Source organism: Streptomyces sp. NPDC033136, assembly GCF_055578235.1.
Genome location: NZ_JBVIPD010000033.1, coordinates 30,983 through 55,277 on the forward strand (window position 1 = coordinate 30,983; position 24,295 = coordinate 55,277).

Sequence of the window (24,295 nt, forward strand, 5' to 3'; positions counted from 1 at the left end):
ACAAGCCTCACAACACTCTCCCCCGTCATGACTGCGAGCAGGAGCCTCGTCCCGTGCGGCGCGGTGGTCAGTCGCGCAGGGGTGGGCACCCGGGTCGGTTACTGATCCGCAGTTTAGTAGAGGAGGCGAACCACCTTGTCTGGCAGGGCAGTTGTCAGAGGTACTCCGCGAGGCCGTCCAGGGCCCTCAGCACCTCCGCCTCCCCCGCCGGAGGCAGCTGCGTGACGACCTCCTCGATGCCGAGGTCGGCGTAGTGGGCGAGCTTGCCCGGGGCCGGGTGGACGGCGTACGGGACGATCTGGAGGGCCTGGGGGTCGCGGCCCGCCTCGGCCCAGGCGGTGCGCAGCAGGGGCAGGGACTCGGACAGGCCGCGTCCGCCGATGGGCAGCCAGCCGTCGGCGCACTCGCAGATGTGGGCGAACAGCTTGGGCCCGGCGGCCCCGCCGACCAGCGTGCGCGGGCCGACGACCGGGCCGCGCGGCTTCTGCACGGGCTTGGGGTGCGCGTGACTGGCCCGGACGCTGCCGAACTCCCCCTCGTACGGGGTCGGCTCCTCCGACCACAGGGCCCGCATCAGCGCCATCCGGTCCCGGACCAGCGCGCGCCGGGTGCTCCACCGCACGCCGTGATCGGCGGCCTCCTCGACGTTCCAGCCGAAGCCCACCCCGAGGGTGAACCGGCCACCCGAGAGATGGTCCAGGGTCGCGACCTGCTTGGCCAGGTCGATCGGGTCGTGCTGGGCGACGAGCGTGATGCCCGTGCCCAGCCCGAGCCGCTCGGTGACGGCGGCGGCCTGGCCGAGGGCCACGAACGGGTCGAAGGTGCGGCCGTACTCGCGCGGCAGCTCACCGCCCGCCGGGTACGGCGTGGTCCGCTCGACGGGGATGTGCGTGTGCTCGGGCAGATACAGCCCGGCGAAGCCCCGGTCCTCCAGCTCGCGTGCGAGCCGGGTCGGGGTGATCGTCTCGTCGGTGAGGAAGATCGTCACGGCGATGCGCATGACCCATCTGTACCCGAGGGGCGACCGACTGTCCATACCGACCGGTCGGCATTCGCGTGACCGTGGCGAGTGCCGGGCCGCGCGGCCTGTTCCGCTGCTGCCCGCCGCCGGGTCTTCTTCCCTTGCCCGCCGGTTCACGGCTGAATACGACCGTTGCACGCACCACCCCCCGCACACCCCGCACACCCCGCACCACCGCACACCACCCATGCCCTGTCACCGACGACACCTGGGGAGCAGCAGCATGTGCGAGGACGACCACGGCGGGCTCGGCCGCCGCGCCCTGCTCATGACGGGAGCGGCCGCCGCGCTTACGTTGGGAGGCGTGAGCTTCGCTTCAGCGGCCGACGCGGACCAGGGCGACGGGGACCGGGAGAGCAGAACGGTGCGGGGCACGCTCCCGCCCGGGTCGCCCGACTTCGTGTACGTGCCCGTCGAGGTCCCGGCCGGGGTGCGGGAGATCAGGGTCGCCTACGGCTACGACCGGCCGTCCGTCCCGGCGGGCACCACCGGCAACGCCCTCGACATCGGGATCTTCGACGAGCGCGGTACCGAACTCGGCGGCCGGGGCTTCCGCGGCTGGTCGGGCGGGGCGCGCACCGAGTTCTTCGTCCGCGCCGACGACGCAACGCCCGGCTATCTCCCCGGCCCGGTGCGCGCGGGCAGGTGGCACATCGCGCTCGGCCCGTACACGGTCGCCCCGCAGGGCCTGTCGTACGAGATCACGGTCACGCTGACGTACGGCGAGGCGGGCGAGGCCGCCCGGCCGGTGTACCCGCCGGACCGCGCGCGGGGTCGCGGGCGTGCCTGGTACAGGGGCGACTGCCATCTGCACTCCTGGTACTCCGACGGCCGCCGCACCCCCACCGAGATCGGGGAACTGGCCCGGGCGGCCGGCCTGGACTTCATCAACTCCTCCGAGCACAACACGCACGCGGCGCACGCCCACTGGGCCGACGTGGCCGGGGACGACCTGCTGGTCATGCTGGGTGAGGAGGTCACGACGCGGAACGGGCACGTGGTGGCGCTCGGCACCGACCCGGGCACCTTCGTCGACTGGCGCTACCGTGCCCGCGACAACCGCTTCGGCCGGTTCGCCCGGCAGATCCGCCGCGCCGGCGGCCTGGTCGTCCCGGCCCACCCGCACGCCATCTGCGTCGGCTGCAACTGGAAGTTCGGCTTCGGCGAGGCCGACGCGGTCGAGGCGTGGAACGGCCCCTACACGCCCGACGACGAGGTCGCCCTCGCCGACTGGGACAGCATGCTGGTGGCGTCCGTACGGGACGGGCGCGCCTGGCTCCCGGCGATGGGCGGCAGCGACGCCCACCGAGCCCCGGACGCCGTGGGCAGCCCCCAGACGGTCGTCCTGGCCGACGACCTGACCCGGGAGGCGATCCAGGACGGCATCCGGGCGGGCCGGTCCTACGTGGCCGAGTCGGCCAGGGTCGCGCTGTCGTTCGGGGTGTCCGGCGGCCGCGGTGAGCACGCCGGCATCGGAGAGCGGCTCACGGTCGGCCACGACACCCCCGTCGCCGTCCGCCTTGAGGTGACGGGCGCCCCGCGCTGCACGGCCCGTTTCGTCACAGACCAGGGCGTGCTGCACACCAGCGCCCCGCTGCCGGTGTCCGGCTCGGGGGTCGTGGAGTGGCGGACGACACCGTCGTACGCGGCGTACGTCCGGGCCGAGGTGCGGCACGAGGCGGCGGCGGGACCGGTGCCGGGGCCGATGGCGGCCTTCACGAATCCGGTCTTCCTGGGACGTGCCACGGGATGAGGTGACGTCAGCCCCGGCCGGAGCCCGGCCCCTCCGCCAGGTCTGCCACCACCGCCGCGTGATCCGACGGCCACACCCCGTCCACCGGGCCGTCGCACGCCCGCCGGACGTCCCGTACGTGGCCGAGTCCGCCGGGGCCGGGCAGGCCCACGTGGATGTAGTCGATGCGCACGCTCGGCTCGTGGGTCGGCGCCACGTACGGGTTGGCCGCGTCCCAGGTGGCGGACGGCGCGGCCGGGCCGGCGTACTCCCACGCGTCGCGGAGGACCTGCCGGGGCACGGCCGGGGCGGTCTTGTAGCCGCCGAGGAGGCGGACCTCGTCGGAGTCGGGCCAGGCGTTGAGGTCGCCGGTGACGACGGGCGGGAAGGGGGTGCCGCCGCGATGGCGGGCGACGAACCCGGCGAGTGCGGCGACTTGGCGGCAGCGGACCGCCGAGGCGTGCTCGGCGGAGGTGAAGTGGGTGGTGAAGAAGGGGATCTCGTGGCCGGGCCCGGCCAGGCGGGCGTAGAGCGCCAGGCGGCCGTCGTCCAGGTCCGCCGGGGCGGGCAGCGGCAGCATGTCCTGGTCGACGACCGGCCATCTGCTGAGCACGGCGTTTCCTATGTCGACGGTGGGGTCCCCGATCCGCCGCCGCCAGCGCTCCGGGGCGGGCGAGGCGGCCCAGGCCCAGTGCAGGCCCAGCTCACCGGCGAGCCACTCGGCGAGGTTCTCCCCGTCGGCGGCCCACACCTCCTGCAGGCCCACGACATCGGGCCGCAGCTCCCGCAGGGCCGCCAGGATCGCCTTCTGCCGCGCTTGCCACGGCCCGAAGCGCCACCACAGGTTCCAGGTCACGATCCGCATCCGCAGCCACCCGCTCCCGTCGTCGCCGCGTCCGGGATCATTGAAGCAGGAACCATTGCAGATTCCGTGAGAGCTACGTGTGAAGGAGACCGCCGGCCATGTCCCGCCACACCGACCTGAGGTTCCGCGCCACCACGGCCTTCCAGCGCCGCATCAACCCCCTCATGCGCCGCCTCCCCCTCCAGACCGTCCTGGAGACCACGGGCCGTGTCTCGGGCGTGCCCCGCCGGACACCGGTGGGCGGCCGCCGCGTCGGCGACTCCTTCTGGATCGTCTCGGAGTTCGGCGAACGGTCGCAGTACGTCCGCAACATCAAGGCCGATCCGCGGGTGCGGGTGCGCGTCCGGGGGCGGTGGCACGCGGGGACCGCGCATCTGGTGCCGGGGGACGATCCGGTGGCGCGACTGCGGCGGCTGCCCCGGGTCAACAGCCTGGGGGTGCGGGCGCTGGGGACCGATCTGCTGACGGTGCGGGTCGACCTCGCGGACTGAGGGGTCCTTTCACTGTGCCCGCCCGGGTCGCTCACAGCGAAAGGCCCCGTGAGTCACCCCGGCCAGACGATCGCCTGCACCTCGCTGTAGGCGTGCAGCGCGTACGAGCCGACGTCCCGGCCGACCCCGCTCTGCTTGAACCCGCCGAAGGGTGCCTCCATGTTCCGGCCCACGGTGTTCACCCCGACGCCCCCGGCCCGGAGCCGCCGCGCCACCCGGAAGGCACGGGCCACGTCACCCGACCAGACGTAGTCGATCAGGCCGTAGTCGGTGTCGTTGGCGAACGCGATGCCCTCCTCCTCGTCGTCGAAGGGGACTACGACCACCACCGGCCCGAAGATCTCCTCGCGGGCCACACGCATGTCGTTGGTGCAGTCGGCGAGCAGGGTCGGGGCGACGTGGAAGCCGGCCGGCAGGTCCGGACGTTCGCCACCGGCGACCACCGTCGCGCCTTCCTTGCGGCCCAGTTCGACGTACGACTCCACCCGGTCCCGGTGCGCCGCCGAGATCACCGGCCCGACCACCGTGTCCGGCTCCCTCGGGTCCCCGACCTTCAAGCGGTCCGCGTAGGCGGCCAGTTGCCCGACCACCCGGTCGTACACCCCGCGCTGGGCCAGCACCCGCGTCGGTGCCGTGCAGATCTGCCCGCTGTAGAAGGAGAAGGTGGTGCCGATGCCGGCCACGGCCGAGCCGAGGTCGGCGTCGTCGAAGACGACCGCCGCGCCCTTCCCGCCCAGCTCCATCAACTGCCGCTTCATGCCCCGCCCGCACACCTCGGCGATGCGCTGCCCGACCGCCGTGGAGCCGGTGAAGCTGACCATGTCGACGTCGGGCGACTCCACGGCCGCCTCGCCGACCCCGGTCGATCGCCCCGACACGACGTTGACCACGCCCGGCGGCACCCCGGCCGCCTCCAGCGCCTCGGCCATCCGGTAGACCGACAGCGGATCCTGTGGGGCGGGCTTCACCACGACCGTGTTGCCCATGGCCAGGGCGGGGGCGACCTTCCCGGCCGCATTGGCCCAGGGGTTGTTGTACGAGGTGACGCAGGTGACGACCCCGACGGGCTGGCGGACGGCCAGGGCGCCCATCACGCCCGCCCTCCCCATGGGCCCGGCCTCGTTGATCTGCGGTGGGATCGCCCACTCGGCGGGCTCCACGCGCGCGTAGCGCCGGAAGCGGGCGGCGGCGACCCCGACCTGCATGCCGCGCGCGGTGCCGGTGGTCGCGCCGGTCTCGGCCCGGGCGAGCCCCGCGTACTCCTCGCTGCGATCGGCGATGATCCGCGCCGCCCGGGCCAGCACCGCGGCGCGCTCCTCCGGCGCCGTGCGCGACCACGGCCCCAAGGCCTCCCGGGCCGCGGCGCAGGCCGCGCGCACCTGATCCCGGGAGGCCTCCGGCGCCCACCCGACGGTCTCCTCGGTCGCCGGGTCGATCACCGCGTAGTGCCCGCCGTCCGGCTCCACCCAGGAGCCGCCGACGAACAGCGGCTGCCCCGCCGTCACCGCGTGCTCACCGTCTCCGTGTCCCGCCCGGAGCGGAGCACCCGGCCGGGCACCGCCCCGGTCACCACGTCGTCCCGGATCGCCTCGACGCCGTTGACCCACACGGCCCGCACGCCGAGCGCCCGGGAGTCCAGCCGTGGGCTGTCGCCCGGCAGGTCGTGGACCAGGGTGGCCGGGCCCGCGTCGATCCGCTCCGGGTCGAACAGGACGAGGTCCGCGTGCCAGCCCTCCCGCACCTGCCCCCGCTCACGCAGGCCGAAGAGCCGGGCCGGGGCGTCGGTCAGCATCTTCACGGCCTGCTCCAGGCCGACGAGCTTCCGCCCGCGCAGGCAGTCCCCGAGGAACCGGGTGGTGTACGGCGCCCCGCACATCCGGTCCAGGTGGGCGCCCGCGTCGGACCCGCCGAGCAGCACGTCCTCGTGCTGCCAGGTCTCCGCGCGCAGCGCCCAGGACGCCGGGTCGTTGTCGGGCGGCATCGGCCACAGCACCGTACGCAGCTCGTCGTTGGCGCAGATCTCCACCAGGCACGCGAAGGGTTCCTGGCCGCGCTCCACGGCGATGTCCTTCACGACCCGGCCGGTCAGCCCCGCGTTCGCCTCGCTGTAGGTGTCGCCGATGACGTACCGCCCGAAGTTCGCGAGCCGCCGGAAGACGCCGGCCTCCTTGGAGTTCGCGCGCCGCAGCAGCTCGGCCCGGACGCCGGGATCCCGCAGCTTCTCGATCCGCTCGGGCACGGGCAGCCCGAGCACGGGCCCCCACCCGGGGATGAGGTTCAGTGCGCAGAAGGTGCCGAGCGACATGTTCATGGGCGTGAGGATCGGCATGGTCAGGGCCACGACCCTGCCGCCCGCCTTCCGCGCCTGCTCGCTCGCGAGCAACTGCCGGGGCACCCGCTCGGGCACGGCCGCGTCGATCGTGAGCACGTTCCAGTTGAGCGGCCGCCCCGCCGCCGCGCTCATCTCCACGAACAGGTCGATCTCGGCGTCGCTGAACTGATCGAGACAGCCCGCGACGATCGCCTCGATCTGCGTGCCCTCGTGCTCACCGACGGCCCGGGACAGCGCCAGGAGTTCGGCCGGCTCGGCGTGCCGGGAGGCGACCGGTTTCCCGTCGCCGTCGGAGTGGCTGCTCGACTGGGTCGTGGACAGCCCCCACGCCCCGGCGTCCATGGCCTCGCGCAGCAACCGCACCATCGCGGCCAGTTGCTCCGGCGTCGGCTGGCCGCCCACGGCCTCCGGGCCCATCACGTACCGCCGCAGCGCACAGTGCCCCACCATGAACCCGGCGTTCACGGCGATCCGCCCCTCCAGGGCATCGAGATACTCCCCGAACCCGTGCCAGTTCCAGGGCGCCCCCTCCTCCAGCGCCACCAGCGACATGCCCTCGACCTTGGACATCATCCGCCGCGTGTAGTCGGCGTCCTCGGGCCGGTCCGGGTTCAGCGGCGCCAGAGTGAAACCGCAGTTGCCGCCGGCGACGGTGGTGACCCCGTGGTTGAGGGAGGGTGTGGCGTACGGATCCCAGAAGAGTTGCGCGTCGTAGTGGGTGTGGGGGTCGACGAAGCCGGGGGTGAGGACGAGGCCGGCGGCGTCCTCGGTGGTGCGGGTTTCCTGGTCGACCCGGCCTACGACGGCGATCCGGCCGTCGCGGATGCCGATGTCGGCGGTGTACGCCGGGGCACCCGTCCCGTCCACGACGATCGCACTCCTGATGACGTGATCGAGCACGAGTATTCAACTCCCTCGGATCCAGTGCCCTGAGGGGCGCGGGGAACTGCGCGAACCACCACTACGCACCCGCACCCGCCGACGCACGCTCAGCCAATCCCTCGGAACCGCGAAGTCCGATGCACCGGATCCGTGTCGATCTTGGGAATCACGTGCTCCCCGACCAGCCGGATCGTCTGCAGGGTCTCCTCCTTCGGCACCCCCACGGGCAACCCGAAGCTCAGCTGGTCCGCCCCGGCCTGCTCCCACCGCTTGCACTGCCGCAGCACCTCGTCCGGATCGCCGCAGATCAGCAACTCCTCCTCGATCAGCACCTCCACGAACTCCTCGGTGTACTCCGGCAACGTCTCCGGCCACACCGGGAACCCCTCGGGCCGGGGGAACGTGTCGTGGTACCGGAACACCAGGGACGGCAGGTAGTGCAGCCCCCCGCCGGCCGCGATCCGCACCGCCTCCTCATGGGTCGGTGCGCAGATCGCGGTGGTCGTCACCATCACGTTGTCGTTGACGAAGGCGCCGACCGGCTCCGCGTCCACGATCGCCGTCTTGTACTGCTCCAGCACCCACTCCATGTCGGAGACCTTCTGCACGCTGAAGCCCAGCACCCCCAGGCCCTTGCGCGCCGCCATCGCGTACGACGGAGGCGACCCGGCCGCGTACCACATCGCCGGGTGCGACCTGCCGTACGGCTTCGGCAGGATCTTGCGCGGCGGCAGCGACCAGTGCTTGCCCTGGAAGCCCTCGTACTCGTCCTGGAGCCACATCTTGGGGAACTCGGCGATGGTCTCTTCCCAGATCTCCTTGGTGTGGTTCATGTCGGTGATCCCCGGCAGGAATCCGAGGATCTCGTGCGATCCGGCCCCCCGCCCGCTGCCGAACTCGAAGCGGTTGCCGCTGAGGTGGTCGAGCATGGCCACCTTCTCGGCGACCTTCACGGGGTGGTTGACCTGGGCCAGCGGATTGAAGATCCCCGATCCCAGGTGGATCCGCTCGGTCGCGTGCGCCAGGTACCCGAGGAAGACGTCGTTGGCGGAGAGGTGCGAGTACTCGTCCAGGAAGTGGTGTTCGGACGCCCAGGCGTACTTGAAGCCCGCCCTGTCCGCCTCGATGACGTACTCGGTCTCCTCCATCAGCGCCTTGTGTTCGGCGAGCGGGTCGGTCTCGGCCCGTTTGCCGACGTATCCCTGTACGAAGATGCCGAATTCCAAGGAGGTTCACCGCCCCAGGTTCAGGTCTGACGATCCGTCAGATTCATGGCTCCGACTGTTCCACCGGGCTCCGGGAGCGTCAATAGCAGACGATGCGTCAGCTCGACTCGTCAGATGACGCTGACGCCCGCCAGCCACCCCCCGTCGATCACGAACGGCTGCCCGGTGATGTACGACGAGTCCTCGGAGGTGAGAAAGAGGGCGAGCCGAGCCACCTCCTCCGGCTGCCCGACCCTCCCCAGCGGCACGAGCGTGCGGTACAGCCGGTCCAGCCCCTTCGCCGTCTCCTCGGGGTCGGCGGTCGGATCCAGCCGGGCCGGGTTGGACATCGCCGTGTCGATGGCCCCCGGGCAGACGGCGTTGACGCGGATCCCCCGCCCGGCCAGCTCCAGGGCGGCCACCCGGGTCAGCCCGACCACGGCGTGCTTGGTCGCCGCGTAGGCACCCACGGCCGCCATCCCGGTCAGGCCGGTGTAGGAGGCGGTGTTGACGATGGTGCCCCCGTCGGACATCTCCGGCGCGACCGCCCTGATGCCCAGGAAGCAGCCCACCTGATTGACCCGCACGACCTGCATGAACTCGTCGAGGGGTGTGTCGAGGAGGGAGTTGAAACGCAGGATGCCGGCGTTGTTGACCAGCCCGTCGACGTGCCCGTACGCCTCCTTGGCCACGGCGACGGCGGCCTGCCAGTCGCCCTCCCGGCCGACGTCGAGACGGAAGTACCGGGCGCCGATCTCCTTCGCCAGGGCCTCGCCCTGGTCGTCGAGCACGTCCGCGACGACCACCCGGGCACCCTCGGCCGCGAACAGCCGCGCCTCCTGCTCGCCCTGGCCCCGTGCGGCGCCGGTGACGATGACGACCCGTCCGTCGAGCTTGCCCATTACGGCCCCCTTCACGGGTGGACACGGTGGACTCCGCATCGTAGCGGCATACCTGACGATGCGTCAGATGCAAGCTTCGGACGTTGCTGAGGCGAATGTCACGTGACCGGCAAGTAGGGATGTTTGACCCTGTCGGGGTCGGTCAGGCCCGTCCAGGATCTGGTTCATGGCCAAGAGAAGACTGAGGAACAGGAAGATCAGGACGGTCGCGATCGGATCGGCTCTCGTGACCGGCGGAGCCGTGGCCACGGTACTGCTGCCGTCCGCGAACGCCGCCGACGAGAAGACGCCCGAGCGGATCGTGACGATGTGCCAGCGGGCGAAGGTACTCAACGGCACGCAGCAGTCCATCTTCGATTTCGGCGGCCACCCGATCGCCGGACCGGGTTTCGCGTCGGACAACTGCGAGTTCGTCGAGACGGACTTCGAGACCTTCGACGGACCGGCCGAAAAGGCCTCCATCGACTTCCCCAACTGCGAACCCAACGCCACCGAACCGGCGAAGGTGTCGGTCACCTGGTCGGCCACGACGGCACAGGGCCAGGGCAAGTACACCGTCACCCAGCAGGGTGGCGGCGGAGGACTCTTCGGAGCCCTGAGCGGCTCCTGGCTCAAGCACAAGGGCACCCTCGACCTCACCCTGAAGTCGGCGACCGCCAGTGACACGGAAGAGCGGGAGGTGCCGGTCGGCAAGGTGCTCCACATGGAGTTCACGCCCAAGATGCAGCGCATGACGGGCGAATGGCGAGTGCGGATCGACGCCCGCGAGGCGACGACCACCACCAACGCCACGCCGGAACAGAACTTCGTGGCACCGGAGGTCGTCGAGGGGCCGGTCATGCTGCCGGGCGCCGCAGGCGCTCCCGGTGTCGTGGACGGCACGTCCAGGCCGGTGCTGACCGATTGCTGACACCCCGCGCACCCCTTCCCCCACCCCCTTTCCCCACAGGAGAACCCCATGACAAGCGCCGGCCGCAAGAGAAGCCACCGGAGCAGGAAGAAGCGCATCACCCTCGCCCTGGCCCCGGTGGCGGCCGTCGCGGTGGCCGTACCGCTGATGAACCCGGCCGGTGCCGCCACCCCTTCCGAAGTGAGCGCCGACTGTTCGGCGGACTCCGACAGGCTGGAGAACTGCGAGTTCGTCGACGTCCAGTTCAAACGGGACAACCTCGGGCCGAACCAGCGGGTCTCCCCGGTGTCCGACAACTGCGGATCGACGAGCACCGCCTCGAAGACCTTCGATGTGAGCACGTCCGTCACCAGGGTCGTTCAACTCGAGGACGGATTCACGGCCGGCGCCGACACGAAACTCGGCAACTCCTTCTTCGAGATCGGCCTGAAGTTCAGCACCTCGGAAATCAACATCACGCGTGACGACAAGGCGACCGGCCTGGCGTTCAGCAGGACGGACACCGTGCAGGCGGACAGCATCGCCTTCTTCATGTGGTCCGCGAAACGCACCGACGTGAGCGGATTCCTGCGGGCCACGTACGAGGAGGCGCAGAACGGCCAGAAGGTGTTCTTCTCGCCGAGTGAGGGCGGCACGAGCGTGCACGTCTTCTATCCGCAGATCCTGAAGAACGGCACCCCCGACGGGCGCCTGTGGCTGCGCAACGTGAAGTGCGGGACGCCGGAGGCCGCGGGGCTGCTGAACTCCACGCGCGCCCTCAGGTCCGAACCGGGCTTCGGTGAGGGCGGCGAGAACGTCACCGACGTCGACATCCCGCTCTCGGAGATACCGGCGCCGTAGCCGGGCGCACCGGAGGTTCTCAGACGCGAAGCACGGGCGCGGCTCCCAGCCACCTCAGGACCGCGTCCGTGCTGCCGCGTGCGTCCAGCTTGGCGTAGATGTTGCTGAGGTTGTTGCGCACGGTCTTCTCGCTCAGCCGTAACCGCAGCCCGATCTCCTTGGCGCCCAGCCCGGTCGACAGCAGTTCCATGATCTGGCGCTCGCGCGGGGAGAGCAGCGTCCGCAGCCGCTCCATCGCCGCCCCGCCTTCGGACAGCCGCCGCAGTCCTTCCCGCAGGGCCGCGCAGGCCGCCGGGGAGAGGTAGGTGTGCCCGACCGCGGCCCCCACGACGGCCGAGGAGAGCATGCGGGTGCAGTGGTCACCCTCGACCAGGTAACCCGCTCCCGCGCGGAAGACCTCGATGATCGTCCCGTAGTCCCGGCGAGGGCTGACGACGATCACCGGAGCCGCCGTACGCTCGCGTACGGCGGGCAGACCCGACGCCGTGTCCGACGGATCCTCGCAGCGCAGGATCACCACTTCCACGCCCCGGAGAGTCCGGAGCTCCTCGAAGGGCGGAGTCACCCGCACCGTCTGCCCCACGCACGGATCGTCCGGTGCCGGCCAGCCGGTGTGCGGCCAGGCGCCCTCGGGGCAGGCGAGGGCGACGGAGACTGACTGGGAAGTACGCACGTCGTTGTGTCCTTCCACCGGATCCGTGGGTCCGTACGTGCGTACATACGCGACGCGACGCGGATATGTTCAATCTTTCAAGGACCCTCGCCACCGGTCTTCCAGTCGACGGCTGCGTGCTTCAGGTCCACGGGTTCGCGGAGCACGGCGTCGCGGTGGCGGCCCCGGTGGCGGGGATCTCCGGGACGATCAGCTTCTGGCCGGGGCTCAGCACCGGTACGTCCAGGAAGTTGAGCGCCATGAGGTAGGGGACGTTCGTCCCGTACCGGCAGGCGAGTTCGGGCAGGGTGACGTTCGGCGGCACCCGGATCGTGCGGTAGGAGACGACGTCCTGGCCACTCGGGCTGGGCAGGGGCAGGCAGACGTACTGGTACGGCCGGTACCTTCTCCGAACTACCGGGGTCGTCCCGTGTTCAGGTGATGGGATCAGCCCCAAGGGCGGTATGGAGCCGGAGAACGGCCGCGATCGGCAAGGGCGTTAGCTTCTTCCCCGTGGCGGAACACCAGGACGAGACGAGGGCGGCCTACGACGGGGTCGTCGAGCTCTATGCGTCAATGTTCGCTAATCGGTTGGAGACGCGGCCGTTCGCGCGGAACATGATCGGCACTTTCGCCGAGCTGGTGCGCGGGACGGGGAACCCGCGGGCAGCCGACGTCGGGTGCGGGCCTGGGCATCTGACGGCCATGCTGCACGAACTGGGGCTGGAAGCCTTCGGGCTCGACCTCTCCCCGGGCATGTCGACCACGCCCGGCGGGCCCATCCGGCGCTGCGGTTCGATGAGGCGCGGATGGGAGCCCTGCCGGTCGAGGACGGCGCATTCGGCGGCGTGCTGGCCCACTACTCGATGATCCATACCCCGTCTGGGCAATTGGCCCCGCTGCTCGCCGAGCAGGTACGTGTTCTGGCACCAGGGGGCCTGCTCCTGGTCTCGTTCTTCGCGACCGATGAACCGGAGCCGGTCTGCTTTGACCACAAGGTGACGCCCGCCTATAGCTGGCCTGTGGACCAGTTCGCCGAGTTGCTGGCCAGGGCCGGGCTCGTCACGTTCGCCCGGCTGCTCCACGACCCGGCTTCCGAGCGAGGCTTCCTCGACGCCCACTTGCTGGCCCGCCGACCCTAGGGCCTGTGTGATGTCGTGATCAACCTTGCCGATCCGGGTCCGTACGGAAGGTGGATCCGGATCGGCAAGCTGTCAGAACGGCACGGCGGGGCAGCTGGTGCCCTGTGGTGGGACTGCCAGGTCGGTGAGATAGCTGTCCACGGCGTCCTCCATACACGGGCCGCTGGTGACGCTGCCGTGCCCGTGGCCCTCGTAGGTGAGGAGCACGCCGCTGCGGCCGAGCTGCCGGGCCACCGAGACCGCCCACGGGTAGCCGGTGGCGGGGTCGTGCAGCGCGTTGGAGACCAGGATCGGCGGGGCGCCGTGTGCGTCCAGGCGGTGCTGTGGGTTGGCGGTCGGCGCGCCCAGGCACGCCGCTGCCATGTGGATCGGCAGCAGGTAAGGCAGGTCGGGCGCGGTCTTGTTCATCATGGCGACGAGCGAGGCGTACTCCTGGTAGTCGCGCACTGGCAGGTGCCAGTCCGAGCAGAAGACCGGGGTGGCAGGAGGCAGCGGCGCTGTCGAGGTGGGCGACGCAGGCAGCGGCTTGCTCGCGTCCATCCCCGCGATCGCCGTGGCCAGGCCCGCGTAGTCGGCCACGTAGAACTTCTTGAACGCGATCTTGTTGACCAGATCCGAAGACGACAGCGAGGTGCCCGGCTTCGCCGGGTCCTCCAGCTCTCCGCGCCCGGCCCGGGCCAACAGGCCCTGCCAGACGGCGCGGACGTCGCGGCCGTGCAGCGCGCAGTCCGCGGCACCGTCGCACCACTTCACGAACTCCTGGAATGAATCCTGTGCCGCGGCCGCCTCGGACTGCAGGAAGTCACGGGTGGTCGGGACGCTGTGGTCCATGACGCTCTCCAGCACCATCGCACGCACGCGGCGCGGGTAGGTCTCGGCGTACTGAGCCCCGAGCAGTGTGCCGTACGAGCTGCCGTGGAAGGTCAGTTTCCGTTCGCCGAGGGCGGCCCGGAGGGCGTCCAGGTCCCGGACCGTCTGGGCGGTGTCGAGGTGGTCGAACACTGGGCCGGTACGGGCCCGGCAGTCGGCACGGAGCCGCTTGTTGTACGCCATGGTGGCCTCGAAGTCCGCCTGGCCCTTCAGCTCCGGTGACGGCCGCTCGGCAAGCAGGTCGCCAGAGCAGGTCACCGGGTTGCTGTTGCCCACGCCGCGCGGGTCGAAGCTGACGATGTCGAACCTGCGGCGGACCTCTGGGCTGAACCGGCTGATACGGCCCACCACCATCTCCACACCCGAGTCGCCCGGCCCGCCGGGGCCGAACACCATCGAGCTGACGCGTGCGCCGGGGTCGGTGGCCTTGCGGCGGGCCACGGCCAGGTCGAGTCTCGGTCCGTCCGGGTGGGCCCAGTCGACCGGCACCGAAAGAGTGGCGCACTCGGCTCCTGGCTTCGCCGGGTCGTCACACGGTGCCCACCGCAGGGCTCCGGTGGCAGGCGGCGACGCGTGGACCGCGGGAGCGGCGGCGAGGCTGGTGATGACGGCCGTGGCGGCTCCCACGGCCATGGCCGTGCCCCGTGCGGCGATGCGCCCCAGTGTGGATCTGCCCCTTAACGGCATGGATCCTCCTCATGAAGAGAGCGGTTGTGTCAGCGTGCGGACCCGGCCGGGGCACCGTCGTCACGTTAGGTGCGCTGTTGCCCATGTGGTGCCCCTGCCAGGGGTTTTTCCGGGTCGGGTCGGGGACCGATCAGGGGCGACCGGGGCGCAGCGCGAAAAATGGTCAGGGTCGGGTCAGGGGAAAGGCTCCGTCGCACTCTCGGTCGGCCCGTCAGCCACGACACCGACCTCCACAAGGAGAGAAACACCGTCGAACGGCTGATCAACACGCCATGGCCGCGGCATCACCGCCCGAACGACAGGCGTCCTCTGACCATCGCCGGAGACGACAACGGCCCAGGTCACGAATGGCGCGGTTGAACATCATGCGGGCCGCGTCGTACTCCAGCGGCCGCCAAGGGCGCCGTAGCGTCCACCACCCCGGACGGGCACGTCGGTGTCCGCGGCTCCAGGGTGGGTGTGTACACCGGTGGCGTGGTGCGATCCGGCGGCGGGAGATGAGAGATCCGGTAGTTGAAGAAGCCCGCGAACCCCCCGTCGGCCGTCCCGCCGGCCTCCTCGGTCTCCGCCCTCTCCGCCCTCTCCGTCGTCATCCGCGTGCGTCCTCTCCCCGTGCCTGCCTCAGCGCCAGTCGTGCGCGGTCCGGTCCGCGGTGTTCCAGGACGAGTCCGTCGTGTCCGCAGGCCCGGGCCAGCACCACGAGCCGCCGCCGTTCCCGGCACATCAGGCAGAAGATCAGCACCCTCGGGAACGCCGTCACCACGCCCACCAGGGCCACTACGGTTACCGTGTCACGCATCGGGCAAGCACTCTCCTGTGTCCGGGGACGAATGGTGTGTTCTGCCCAGTAACAGCACCCGAGCGGCAGAGTGTTTACCCGCACTTCGGGAATTCCCGCACCACGCCCCGGCGACACCCGGTAACGGTGCGTCACGGACCGCCGGTATGCGTCCTCAGCGGTCCGTGCAGCATGAGCGTTCGGTCAGGTCGCGTGGTCTGGTGCCGTGCATCGCAAGGCGCCAGGACCCTGGATGGGGTGCCCCGTTCTCATGGGGGTCCGGCGCCGGTGACAGGCCGCGTGCCCCGGGCGCCCGCAGGGTGACGACCCCTCAGAGCAGCGGCCCCACCTCGGCCCCGAACGCGGCGATCTGGTCGACGAGTTCGCGCCTGTCCCGGCTGCGGAACCGCACCTGGATCTGGTGCACGCCCATCGCCCGGTACGCCCGCAGCGACTCGGCCAGTTCCTGCGGCCCGCCGGTGAGGGTCCTGCGGCCCACGTCCCAGCGGGGCGTGCCGACGTACAGGGGCTCGGTGATGGCGCCGACGGTGAACGGCCCGCGCGCCCCGGCCCGTTCGCGCAGCTCCCGGATGCGCGCGAGTTGGGCGGGCAACCGGTCCCTGGGGTCCCCCTGCGGCAACCACCCGTCACCCTTCAGCGCGGCCCGTCGTACGGCGGCGGGCGAGGAACCCCCGACCCACAGCGGGACCCGGCCCTGCACGGGCCGGGGCCGCTGTCCCAGACCCTCGAAGTCGTACAGCTTGCCGTGGTGTTCGGGGAACTCGTCGGGTCCGAGGGCGGCCCGCAGGGCGTCGACGCACTCGTCGAGCACGGCCCCGCGCCCGCGGAAGTCGACGCCCAGCGCCTCGAACTCCTCCTGGACGTGCCCGGCGCCGACCCCGAGGATCAGGCGGCCGCTCGAAAGGTGGTCGAGGGTGGCGTACTGCTTGGCGGTGAGCAGGGGATGGCGCAGAGCGACGATCGCGACATGGCTGAGCAGCCGGACGCGCTCGGTGGCGGCGGCGAGGAAGGCAAGCGTGGCGACGGGGTCGTACCAGACCGTGCTCATCGCGGCGGCCAGCCTGCGCGGAATGCCGACGTGGTCGCAAGCGGCGAGGTAGGCGAAGCCGGCCCGGTCGGCGGCGCGGGCGATGCCGAGGAGGTCCTCCGGACCGGCCCCGGCCTCCCACCCCTCGGCGTAGAGGGTGCTCTGCGACTGCACCGGAAGCTGCATCCCGTACAGCAGCGTCACCGCGCACCACCGCTGCCGGGCCACAGCCCCTCGTCGGTGAGCCCGAGCAGGTTGATGGCGTTCCCCCGCACGATCCGCTCGACCACGTCCGGAGCCAGATGCCCCATCTGCGCCTCGCCGACCTCGCGGGACTTGGGCCAGGTGGAGTCGGAGTGTGGGTAGTCGGTCTCGTAGAGGACGTTGCCGACGCCGATGGAGTCGAGGTTGCGCAGCCCGAAGGCGTCGTCGAAGAAACAGCCGTGGACGTGCTCGGCGAACAGCTCGGACGGCGGCCGGTGCACCTTGTCGGCGACACCGCCCCAGCCCCGGTTCTCCTCCCACACCACGTCGGCCCGCTCCAGGATGTAGGGAATCCAGCCGATCTGCCCCTCGGCGTACATGACCTTGAGGTTCGGGAACTGCTCGAACTTGCCGCTCATCAGCCAGTCGACCATCGAGAAGCAGCAGTTGGCGTAGGTGATGGTGGAGCCGACGGCGGGCGGGGCGTCCGCGGAGGTGGACGGCATGCGGCTGCTGGAGCCGATGTGCATGGCGATGACGGTCCCGGTCTCGTCGCAGGCGGCGAGGAAGGGGTCCCAGGCGTCGGTGTGGATGGAGGGCAGCCCGAGGAACGGCGGGATCTCGGAGAAGGCGACGGCGCGGACCCCGCGTGCGGCGTTGCGCCGGACCTCCGCCGCCGCCAGCCGGGCGTCCCACAGGGGGATGAGAGGCAGGGGTATGAGCCGCCCGTGCGCGTCCGGGCCGCACCACTCCTCCACCGTCCAGTCGTTGTAGGCCCGCACGCAGAGCAGTCCCAGCTCGTGGTCCCCGGCCTCCGTGAAGGTCTGGCCGCAGAAGCGCGGGAAGGTCGGGAAGCACAGGGCGGACTGGACGTGGTTGACGTCCATGTCGGCGAGCCGCGCGGTGACGTCGTAGGAGCCCGGCCGCATCTGCTCGTACGTGATGACCTCGAGCCGGATCTCGTCCCTGTCGTACCCCACGGCGGTGTCGAGGCGGGTCAGCGGCCTGCGGAGATCCTCGTAGACCCACCAGTCCCCGACCGGACCGTCGTCACCGGGCTGTCCCATGACGGGCTTGAAGCGGCCCCCGAGGAAGGTCATCTCCTTCACGGGCGCCCGGACGATCCGCGGCCCGACGTCCCGGTACTTCCGCGGAAGCCGGTCCTGCCAGACGCTCGCGGGCTCCACGGTGTGGTCGTCCACGGAGATGATCAGCGGGAACGTGCTGTCGTGGGTGTCCATGGCGCTCACCGTAGCGCTGATCTGACGGGTCGTCAGCTATGCGGCAAGGGCAGGTTCCGGCCGCGATGGCGTGATCCGCACGGACCCCGCCCTCGCGCCTGCGAAGAGAGTGTGCGGACCTTGTGGACTCCCGTGCGCCGGCCTGCGATCGGTGTCCCCCACGGCTGACGTATCCGCCGCGCACAAGGCAAACTGGCCTGGTTGCTCAGGATGTCTAGGGGGACTGCATGGACGGTGTACCGGTCGGTGTGCCGCGCGTACCGGAGCAGCGGCCCGACTCCTCTCCGGAGTCGCGGGAGCCGGCGAGGCCGACGGAGCCGGTGGTGTCCGCGCCGCTGCGCTTCAGCGTGCTCGGCCCCGTGCGCGCCTGGCGCGCCGACGAGCCGATCGCCACCGGCTCCCCCCAGCAACGCGCCCTGCTCGCCGCGCTGCTGCTGCGCGAGGGCCGCACCGCCACGGCGGCGGAGCTGATCGACGCCCTGTGGGGCGAGGAACCGCCCTCACAGGCCCTGGCGGCGCTGCGGACGTACGCCTCCCGGCTGCGCAAGGTCCTCGACTCCGGCGTCCTGGTCAGCGAATCAGGCGGCTACGCGATCCGCGGCCTGGCCGAGGGCACCCTCGATCTCGCCGTCGCCCAGGGCCTGGCCACCGAGGCGGAGAAGGCCCGCTCCGCCGGCGACCTCTGCCACGCCCGTGACGTGCTGCGCCGCGCCCTCGCCCACTGGGACGGGGAGACACTGGCCGGCGTGCCGGGCCCGTACGCGGAGGCCCAGCGGGTCCGCCTGGAGGAATGGCGGCTCCAACTCATCGAATCCCGCCTGGACATGGACCTGGAGCAGGGCTGCCACGCCGAGGCGGTCTCGGAGCTCACCGCCCTCACCGCCGCCCATCCGCTGCGCGAGCGGCTCCGCGAGCTGCTGATGCTGGCGCTCTACCGCAGCGGCCGCCAGGCCGAGGCCCTCGCGGTGTACGCCGACACCCGCCGTCTGCTCGCCGACGAACTGGGCGTGGACCCGCGCCCCGGCCTGAGCGAGCTGCAGCAGCGGATCCTCCAGGCGGACCCGGGACTGGCGAAGCCCTCCTCACCGGCCCCCGAGCCGGTCTCCGTCCCCGTCCGCCCCGCGCAACTGCCTGCGACGGTGCCGGACTTCACGGGCCGCTCCGCCTTCGTCCGCGAACTCGGCTCCATCCTGGCCTCGGCCGACGGCCGGGTCATGGCGGTCTCGGCCCTGGCCGGCATCGGCGGCGTGGGCAAGACGACCCTCGCCGTCCACGTGGCCCACCAGGCCCGTACGGCCTTCCCCGACGGGCAGTTGTACGTCGACCTGCAGGGCGCGGGCGCGCGGGCGGCCGAGCCGGAGACGGTCCTCGGCTCCTTCCTGCGCGCACTCGGCACGGCCGACTCGGCGATCCCCGACTCCCTGGAGGAACGCGCGGCGCTGTACCGCTCGGTCCTGGCCGGCCGCCGCGTCCTGGTCCTGCTGGACAACGCCCGGGACGCCGCCCAGGTGCGCCCCCTGCTGCCCGGCACGGACGGCTGCGCCGCGCTGGTCACCTCCCGGGTGCGGATGGTGGACCTGGCGGGCGCCCACCTGGTCGACCTGGACGTGATGTCCCCGGACGAGGCGCTGGCGCTGTTCACGAAGATCGTGGGCGAGGAACGGGTGGCGTCCGAGCGGAAGGCCGCCCTGGACGTCGTGGCGGCCTGCGGCTTCCTGCCCCTCGCCATCCGCATCGCGGCCTCCCGCCTGGCGGCCCGCCGCACCTGGACGGTGTCGGTCCTCGCGGCGAAGCTCGCCGACGAACGCCGCCGCCTGGACGAACTCCAGGCCGGCGACCTCGCGGTCAAGGCCACGTTCGAGCTCGGCTACGGCCAGCTGGAACCCGCCCAGGCCCGCGCCTTCCGCCTGCTCGGCCTGGCCGACGGCCCCGACATCTCCCTCCCGGCCGCGGCGGCAGTCCTGGACCTGCCCGTGGAGGACACCGAGGACCTCCTGGAATCCCTGGTGGACACCTCACTGCTGGAGTCTGCCGCTCCCGGCCGCTACCGCTTCCACGATCTGGTACGGCTCTACGCGCGTGCGTGCGCGGAACGGGACGAGCTGCCGCCGAGCGAGCGGGGGTCGGCGCTGTCGCGGCTGCTGGACTTCTACCTGGCGTCGGCGGCCGGGGTGTACGCGATCGTGCGGCCCGGTGACGGGCTGGTGGACCATCTGGAGCCGGCCTCGTACCCGGGGCTGCGTTTCGAGAACCGGCACACGGCGCAGGACTGGCTGTACGCGGAGGCCATCTGCCTCCTGGCGTGCGTGCGGCAGTCGGCGGGCCGCCCGGACACCCTCCCGCGGGCGATCGACCTGCTGTGGGCCGCGCACGACCTCTCCGAGTCGGGAGCCAACTCCCGGGAGTACGAGGCGACGGCCGGGGCGCTCCTGGACGCGGCGCGGCAGTTCGGCCTCGCGCGGTCGGAGGCCCGGGCGCTCACGACGCTCGTCAACGTCCACCACGTGGGCGGCCGCTTCGAGCGGGCGGACCAGGAGGCGGAACGTGTCGTCGTCCTGGCGCAGGAGGCCGACGACCTGCTTCCCGTCTGCTGGGCCCGCAACGCGCGCGGCATCATCGCGCTGTACCAGAACCGGCACGAGGACGGCGAGGAGCACCTCTCCCGGGCCATCGAGCACTTCCGGGCCCTGGGCGACCGCCCCGGCGAGGCCTCCGCGCTCTGCAACCTCTCCCGGATCCACCTCGCGACCGGGCGGACCCAGAGCGCGGTCGCGCTGGCCCAGGAGGGCATCGGCATCTACGACGCCATGGGCAACTCCATGCGCGGGGCGAACGCCCGTTACGCGCTCGGGCTCGCCCTCACCCAGAGCGGTGAGCTGGGCGACGCGGCCGAGCGGCTCCAGGAGGCGCTGGCGGTGTTCCGGGACAGCAGGCAGCGCCTCTGGGAGGGCATGAGCCTGTTCCGGCTGGCCGAGGTGGATCTCGCCGCCCGTCGCCCCGCCCAGGCCGCCGCCAGCGCCGAGATGGCCCTCACCGTGCTCCGCGGCATCGGCGGGCAGTGGCGGCGCGGCAACGTCCTCACGGTCCTGGGCCGCGCGCTCAGCGGTATCGGCCAGACCGGCCGGGCCCAGGTCTGCTGGCAGGAGGCGGCCGGGATCTACGAGGAGCTGGGCTCGCCCGAGGCCGCCGAGGTGCGCGCCCTGCTGTCCCCGGTGCGGGCGGCCTGAGGCCTGGCCGGCGGCGTTCATCATTCGTTTATCGCCGCACGCCATGCTCGTCGTAGTCGATCCGTCGCGTCGGGGGGGCAGACGGGTCACTGCGGAGGGCCTCGCACCACGAACCAGGGTGAGCGGCCCTGGCGGGCCCGTCCGGCCACCCTCGGGGGAGTGGCCGGACAGGCTCGCCCGCCCCACTGCTTGATCCACGCCAACGGGAGATGACACATCATGGGCGACGAGCTCAAGCCGCAGGACCTGCACGCCACGGGCACCACGGACGGCGTGGCGTCCACGAAGGACCCGCACACCACGGAAGAGGGCGCCGCCGCCCCGCAGGACCTGCACGCCACCGGCGAGCCGCTGGAGATCAAGGATTTGCACGCCACGTCGGAGCCCTTCAAGCCGACGAAGTAGACCATCGCCACACGGGGTTCGGCCGCGGCGGCGCGGAGGGGAAGCCGTCGCGGCCGAGGCGTGTCCGGCCACAGGCACGTCCCGCCGCACCGGAACGACACCCTCCCGTGGCGTGGGGGCAGTTGTCATGAGGGCCGTTGTCATGAGGGCCGTCATCGTGGGCGCCGTCGTCGTGAGGGCCGTCGTCGTGGGCGCCGTCGCCGTGGGCGCCGTCGTCGTGGGGGCCGTGCGCTGTGCGCGGCAGGGCGGGGCCCGTCATAGTGGGATCCTGAAGATCAGCAGCAGGCCCGATCCCGAAAGGCGGCGGCATGCCCGGCGAGCACCCCGAGTTGTACGAGACGCTCGATGAGCGCTTCCGGTCCGGCAGGTGCCAGGCCGGGGACTCGAAGCTGGAGGTGTTGTTCGAGGGCTGCCGGTGGGCCGAGGGGCCGGTGTACGTGCCCGGCGGGCGGTACCTGCTGTGGAGCGACATCCCGAACGACCGGCTGCTGCGGTGGGACGAGACCACCGGGGCCGTCGGGGTCTTCCGGTCACCGGCCGGGTACCCGAACGGCAACACCCTGGACGGCCAGGGACGGCTCGTCACCTGTGAGCAGGGGAACCGGCGGGTGACCCGGACCGAGCACGACGGGTCCGTCACCGTGATCGCCGAGCGGTACCGGGGCAAGCGGCTCAACAGTCCGAACGACGCCGTCGTGAGGTCGGACGGGTCGGTGTGGTTCTCCGATCCCGAGTTCGGGCTCGCCACCGACTACGAGGGCCACCGGGGAGTCAGTGAGATCGGCGCCCGGAACGTCTACCGCGTCGACCCCGCGAGCGGCGAGGTGCGGCTGGTCGCCGACGGGTTCCAGGGGCCCAACGGGCTGGTCTTCTCGCCCGACGAGCGGCGGCTGTACGTGTCCGACAGCGTGGCCAACCACATCCGCGTCTTCGACGTCCGCGAGGACGGCGGCCTCGACGGGGGTGACGTCTTCGTCGCGTGCGGGAGCGGGAACGGCAACTTCGACAACATCCGGTTCGACGACCGGGGGCGGCTCTGGGCCGCCGCCCTGCACGGGGGCGTGCACTGTTACGACCCCGACGGCACGCTGCTCGGCCGCGTCCTGGTCCCCGGCACCGTCGCCAACATCCGGTTCGGCGGCGCCCGGCGCAACCGCCTCTTCATCGCCGCCGACACCACCCTCTACTCCCTGATGATGTCCGTGACCGGGACCCCGGCCCTGCCGGCCGTCAGCCCGTGAGGCTGCCGTCGCGCAGCGCCCCTTTCAGCACCTTCCCGCTCGCGTTGCGCGGCAGTTCGGCCACGAACTCCACCGCCCGGGGGACCTTGTAGTTGGCCATCTCCCGGCGGGACCAGGCGATCAGGTCGTCGGCGGTCAGCAGGGCACCCGGGCGCCGCACCACGTACGCCTTGCCGACCTCGCCGAGCCGGGCGTCCGGGACGCCGATCACCGCCACGTCCGCCACGTCCGGGTGGAGGCCCAGGAGCTGCTCTATCTCCGCGGGGTAGGCGTTGAAGCCGCCGACGATGAACATGTCCTTGAGGCGGTCGGTGATGCGCAGGTTGCCCGCGGGGTCCAGGACGCCGACGTCGCCCGTGCGCAGCCAGCCGTCCGGGGTCAGGACCTCGGCGGTGGCCTGCTCGTCCTCGTGGTAGCCGGTCATGACGTTGAAGCCGCGCACCAGCACCTCCCCCGGCACCCCGGGTTCCAGGGGCCGGCCCTGGGCGTCCCCGACCCGCACCTCCGTGCCGGGGATGGCCCGGCCCGACGTCGACGCGATCACCGCCGGGTCGTCGCCGCGCCGGCACATCGTGACGACGCCGCCCGCTTCGGAGAGTCCGTACGCCGTGAGGACCGTGCCGACGCCGAGTTCGCCGCGCAGGCGTTCCACCAGCCGCAGGGGCACGACCGCCGCTCCCGTCACCACCAGCCTCAGCGCCGACAGGTCGTGCGCGTCCCGCGCCGGATGGTCCAGCAGGGACTGGAGGAGGGTTGGAGGGCCGGGCAGGACCGAGACGCGTTCCGCCGCGAGGTTGGCCAGGACCGTGTTCACGTTGAACACCGGCTGCGGGATCATCGTCGCGCCCCGCATCAGGCAGGCGATCACCCCGGCCTTGTAACCGAAGGTGTGGAAGAAGGGGTTGACGATGAGGTAGCGGTCGCCCTGGTGGAGGCCCGCCAGGTCGCTCCAGATGTCGTAGGCGCGCACCGTCTGGGCGTGGGTGATGACCGCGCCCTTGGGGCGGCCCGTCGTCCCCGAGGTGAAGATGAGGTCGGAGGGCAGGGAGCCGTCGACCGCGTCCGCCGCCGCGCGCACCTCGGCCGGCCCGACCCCCTCCCCGCTCGCCAGGAAGTCCTTCCAGGTGAGGAAGCCGGCCGGGGCGTCCCCCGAGAGGACCACCGCGTGTTCCAGGGCCGGGAGGCCGGGCAGGGGGCCCCGGCCCGGGCCCTCCCCCGCCGCCCTGCGCAGGGACGCCACGTAGGACGTGCCGAGGAACGTGCCCGTCACGAACAGCAGCCGGGCTCCGCTGCGGCGCAGGACGTCCGCCGCCTCGGCGCCCTTGAAGCGGGTGTTCAGCGGCACGAGGACGGCGCCCGCCGAGACCGCGCCCAGGGCGCCGACGATCCAGTCGAGGGTGTTCGGCGCCCAGACGGCGGCCCGGTCGCCCGGTGCGAGACCGTTCGCCAGGCAGGCCGCCGCCGCGCGGTCCACCCGGGCACCCAACTCCGCGTAGGAGACGCGGGTACGGCCCTCGACGACCGCCTCGACATCCGCGTACCGCTCGGCCGCCGTCCTGACCAGGTCCGGAACGCTCTCCCCTGCCGTATCCGCTCGCACCGCGCGCCTCCCGAGGACAT

General features: G+C 71.9%; 20 protein-coding genes and 1 pseudogene. 8 read left to right on the forward strand and 13 right to left on the reverse strand.

Annotation, left to right across the window (positions count from 1 at the left end; all coding sequences use genetic code 11):
* Window positions 1-154: 154 nt before the first annotated feature.
* Window positions 155-1,000, reverse strand: coding sequence for an LLM class F420-dependent oxidoreductase (locus ACZ5TL_RS36725; protein WP_468595132.1), 846 nt, complete (start codon window positions 998-1,000; stop codon window positions 155-157).
* Between the two features lie 244 nt (window positions 1,001-1,244).
* On the opposite strand from ACZ5TL_RS36725, the gene ACZ5TL_RS36730 reads away from it, so the two are divergent.
* Window positions 1,245-2,774, forward strand: coding sequence for a CehA/McbA family metallohydrolase (locus ACZ5TL_RS36730; RefSeq protein WP_468595133.1), 1,530 nt, complete (start codon window positions 1,245-1,247; stop codon window positions 2,772-2,774).
* 7 nt (window positions 2,775-2,781) lie between these two features.
* Here ACZ5TL_RS36730 and ACZ5TL_RS36735 read toward each other — a convergent pair whose 3' ends face one another.
* Window positions 2,782-3,618, reverse strand: a complete 837-nt coding sequence (locus tag ACZ5TL_RS36735) for an endonuclease/exonuclease/phosphatase family protein (protein WP_468595134.1) — start codon at window positions 3,616-3,618, stop codon at window positions 2,782-2,784.
* Between the two features lie 98 nt (window positions 3,619-3,716).
* On the opposite strand from ACZ5TL_RS36735, the gene ACZ5TL_RS36740 reads away from it, so the two are divergent.
* Window positions 3,717-4,109: a nitroreductase/quinone reductase family protein gene (locus ACZ5TL_RS36740; RefSeq protein ID WP_468595135.1), complete on the forward strand. Its 393-nt coding sequence runs from the start codon at window positions 3,717-3,719 to the stop codon at window positions 4,107-4,109.
* A 53-nt stretch (window positions 4,110-4,162) separates the two neighbouring features.
* On the opposite strand, the gene ACZ5TL_RS36745 is transcribed toward ACZ5TL_RS36740, so the two are convergent.
* The 4 genes from ACZ5TL_RS36745 to ACZ5TL_RS36760 all read right to left on the reverse strand — a co-directional run bounded on the left by ACZ5TL_RS36745 (window position 4,163) and on the right by ACZ5TL_RS36760 (window position 9,430).
* Complete coding sequence (locus ACZ5TL_RS36745) at window positions 4,163-5,614, reverse strand: aldehyde dehydrogenase family protein (protein ID WP_468595136.1); 1,452 nt, start codon at window positions 5,612-5,614, stop codon at window positions 4,163-4,165.
* A complete protein-coding gene (locus ACZ5TL_RS36750) occupies window positions 5,611-7,341 on the reverse strand; it encodes an N-acyl-D-amino-acid deacylase family protein (protein ID WP_468595137.1) in 1,731 nt (576 codons plus the stop codon). Before ACZ5TL_RS36750 ends, ACZ5TL_RS36745 begins: the two co-directional genes overlap by 4 nt.
* 89 nt (window positions 7,342-7,430) lie before the next feature.
* On the reverse strand, window positions 7,431-8,549 hold the full coding sequence (locus ACZ5TL_RS36755) for an LLM class flavin-dependent oxidoreductase (protein WP_468595138.1): 1,119 nt from the start codon (window positions 8,547-8,549) through the stop codon (window positions 7,431-7,433).
* A gap of 110 nt (window positions 8,550-8,659) precedes the next feature.
* Window positions 8,660-9,430 carry an SDR family NAD(P)-dependent oxidoreductase gene (locus tag ACZ5TL_RS36760; protein WP_468595139.1) on the reverse strand — a complete coding sequence of 257 codons (771 nt, stop codon included), beginning with the start codon at window positions 9,428-9,430 and terminating at the stop codon, window positions 8,660-8,662.
* 166 nt (window positions 9,431-9,596) lie between these two features.
* Between ACZ5TL_RS36760 and ACZ5TL_RS36765 the strand changes: the two genes are divergently transcribed.
* Both ACZ5TL_RS36765 and ACZ5TL_RS36770 read left to right on the forward strand, forming a co-directional pair.
* The gene (locus ACZ5TL_RS36765) at window positions 9,597-10,340 is read left to right on the forward strand and encodes a hypothetical protein (protein WP_468595140.1); all 744 of its coding nucleotides are present in this window, start codon (window positions 9,597-9,599) and stop codon (window positions 10,338-10,340) included.
* 48 nt (window positions 10,341-10,388) lie between these two features.
* Window positions 10,389-11,180, forward strand: a complete 792-nt coding sequence (locus ACZ5TL_RS36770; protein WP_468595141.1) for a hypothetical protein — start codon at window positions 10,389-10,391, stop codon at window positions 11,178-11,180.
* Window positions 11,181-11,199: 19 nt separating this feature from the next.
* On the opposite strand, the gene ACZ5TL_RS36775 is transcribed toward ACZ5TL_RS36770, so the two are convergent.
* Both ACZ5TL_RS36775 and ACZ5TL_RS36780 read right to left on the reverse strand, forming a co-directional pair.
* Complete coding sequence (locus tag ACZ5TL_RS36775) at window positions 11,200-11,853, reverse strand: LuxR C-terminal-related transcriptional regulator (RefSeq protein WP_468595142.1); 654 nt, start codon at window positions 11,851-11,853, stop codon at window positions 11,200-11,202.
* Between the two features lie 121 nt (window positions 11,854-11,974).
* Entirely contained in the window at window positions 11,975-12,289 is a 315-nt protein-coding gene (locus tag ACZ5TL_RS36780) for a LysM peptidoglycan-binding domain-containing protein (protein ID WP_468595143.1), read from the reverse strand.
* Window positions 12,290-12,345: 56 nt separating this feature from the next.
* Between ACZ5TL_RS36780 and ACZ5TL_RS36785 the strand changes: the two are divergent.
* Window positions 12,346-12,974 (forward strand): annotated as a pseudogene (locus ACZ5TL_RS36785) (class I SAM-dependent methyltransferase).
* A gap of 72 nt (window positions 12,975-13,046) precedes the next feature.
* Here ACZ5TL_RS36785 and ACZ5TL_RS36790 read toward each other — a convergent pair.
* The 4 genes from ACZ5TL_RS36790 to ACZ5TL_RS36805 form a co-directional block, all read right to left on the reverse strand.
* The gene (locus ACZ5TL_RS36790) at window positions 13,047-14,531 is read right to left on the reverse strand and encodes an alpha/beta hydrolase (protein ID WP_468595144.1); all 1,485 of its coding nucleotides are present in this window, start codon (window positions 14,529-14,531) and stop codon (window positions 13,047-13,049) included.
* A gap of 589 nt (window positions 14,532-15,120) precedes the next feature.
* Window positions 15,121-15,330, reverse strand: coding sequence for a hypothetical protein (locus ACZ5TL_RS36795; RefSeq protein ID WP_468595145.1), 210 nt, complete (start codon window positions 15,328-15,330; stop codon window positions 15,121-15,123).
* A gap of 310 nt (window positions 15,331-15,640) precedes the next feature.
* Window positions 15,641-16,543, reverse strand: coding sequence for a TIGR03619 family F420-dependent LLM class oxidoreductase (locus ACZ5TL_RS36800; RefSeq protein WP_468595164.1), 903 nt, complete (start codon window positions 16,541-16,543; stop codon window positions 15,641-15,643).
* 14 nt (window positions 16,544-16,557) lie between these two features.
* Complete coding sequence (locus tag ACZ5TL_RS36805) at window positions 16,558-17,802, reverse strand: amidohydrolase family protein (RefSeq protein WP_468595146.1); 1,245 nt, start codon at window positions 17,800-17,802, stop codon at window positions 16,558-16,560.
* A 227-nt stretch (window positions 17,803-18,029) separates the two neighbouring features.
* On the opposite strand from ACZ5TL_RS36805, the gene afsR reads away from it, so the two are divergent.
* The 3 genes from afsR (at window position 18,030) to ACZ5TL_RS36820 (ending at window position 22,675) form a co-directional block, all read left to right on the forward strand.
* On the forward strand, window positions 18,030-21,029 hold the full coding sequence (afsR, locus tag ACZ5TL_RS36810; RefSeq protein WP_468595147.1) for an SARP-family global regulator AfsR: 3,000 nt from the start codon (window positions 18,030-18,032) through the stop codon (window positions 21,027-21,029).
* 219 nt (window positions 21,030-21,248) lie between these two features.
* Window positions 21,249-21,434 (forward strand): hypothetical protein, encoded by a 186-nt coding sequence (locus ACZ5TL_RS36815; RefSeq protein WP_468595148.1) that lies wholly within the window; start codon window positions 21,249-21,251, stop codon window positions 21,432-21,434.
* Between the two features lie 308 nt (window positions 21,435-21,742).
* Window positions 21,743-22,675, forward strand: a complete 933-nt coding sequence (locus tag ACZ5TL_RS36820; RefSeq protein WP_468595149.1) for an SMP-30/gluconolactonase/LRE family protein — start codon at window positions 21,743-21,745, stop codon at window positions 22,673-22,675.
* Here ACZ5TL_RS36820 and ACZ5TL_RS36825 read toward each other — a convergent pair.
* A complete protein-coding gene (locus ACZ5TL_RS36825; RefSeq protein WP_468595150.1) occupies window positions 22,665-24,275 on the reverse strand; it encodes a FadD3 family acyl-CoA ligase in 1,611 nt (536 codons plus the stop codon). The two genes, ACZ5TL_RS36820 and ACZ5TL_RS36825, sit on opposite strands and share 11 nt — an antisense overlap.
* Window positions 24,276-24,295 lie beyond the last annotated feature (20 nt).

Bases quoted from the DNA above. Each gene is read 5' to 3' on its own strand.
- ACZ5TL_RS36790 (WP_468595144.1), bottom strand. From the start codon at position 14,531: ATGCCGTTAAGGGGCAGATCCACACTGGGGCGCATCGCCGCACGGGGC.
- ACZ5TL_RS36815 (WP_468595148.1), top strand. From the start codon at position 21,249: ATGGGCGACGAGCTCAAGCCGCAGGACCTGCACGCCACGGGCACCACG.
- ACZ5TL_RS36735 (WP_468595134.1), bottom strand. From the start codon at position 3,618: ATGCGGATCGTGACCTGGAACCTGTGGTGGCGCTTCGGGCCGTGGCAA.
- ACZ5TL_RS36730 (WP_468595133.1), top strand. From the start codon at position 1,245: ATGTGCGAGGACGACCACGGCGGGCTCGGCCGCCGCGCCCTGCTCATG.
- afsR (WP_468595147.1), top strand. From the start codon at position 18,030: ATGGACGGTGTACCGGTCGGTGTGCCGCGCGTACCGGAGCAGCGGCCC.
- ACZ5TL_RS36725 (WP_468595132.1), bottom strand. From the start codon at position 1,000: ATGCGCATCGCCGTGACGATCTTCCTCACCGACGAGACGATCACCCCG.
- ACZ5TL_RS36805 (WP_468595146.1), bottom strand. From the start codon at position 17,802: ATGGACACCCACGACAGCACGTTCCCGCTGATCATCTCCGTGGACGAC.
- ACZ5TL_RS36820 (WP_468595149.1), top strand. From the start codon at position 21,743: ATGCCCGGCGAGCACCCCGAGTTGTACGAGACGCTCGATGAGCGCTTC.
- ACZ5TL_RS36770 (WP_468595141.1), top strand. From the start codon at position 10,389: ATGACAAGCGCCGGCCGCAAGAGAAGCCACCGGAGCAGGAAGAAGCGC.
- ACZ5TL_RS36760 (WP_468595139.1), bottom strand. From the start codon at position 9,430: ATGGGCAAGCTCGACGGACGGGTCGTCATCGTCACCGGCGCCGCACGG.
- ACZ5TL_RS36795 (WP_468595145.1), bottom strand. From the start codon at position 15,330: ATGCGTGACACGGTAACCGTAGTGGCCCTGGTGGGCGTGGTGACGGCG.
- ACZ5TL_RS36765 (WP_468595140.1), top strand. From the start codon at position 9,597: ATGGCCAAGAGAAGACTGAGGAACAGGAAGATCAGGACGGTCGCGATC.
- ACZ5TL_RS36740 (WP_468595135.1), top strand. From the start codon at position 3,717: ATGTCCCGCCACACCGACCTGAGGTTCCGCGCCACCACGGCCTTCCAG.
- ACZ5TL_RS36800 (WP_468595164.1), bottom strand. From the start codon at position 16,543: ATGCAGCTTCCGGTGCAGTCGCAGAGCACCCTCTACGCCGAGGGGTGG.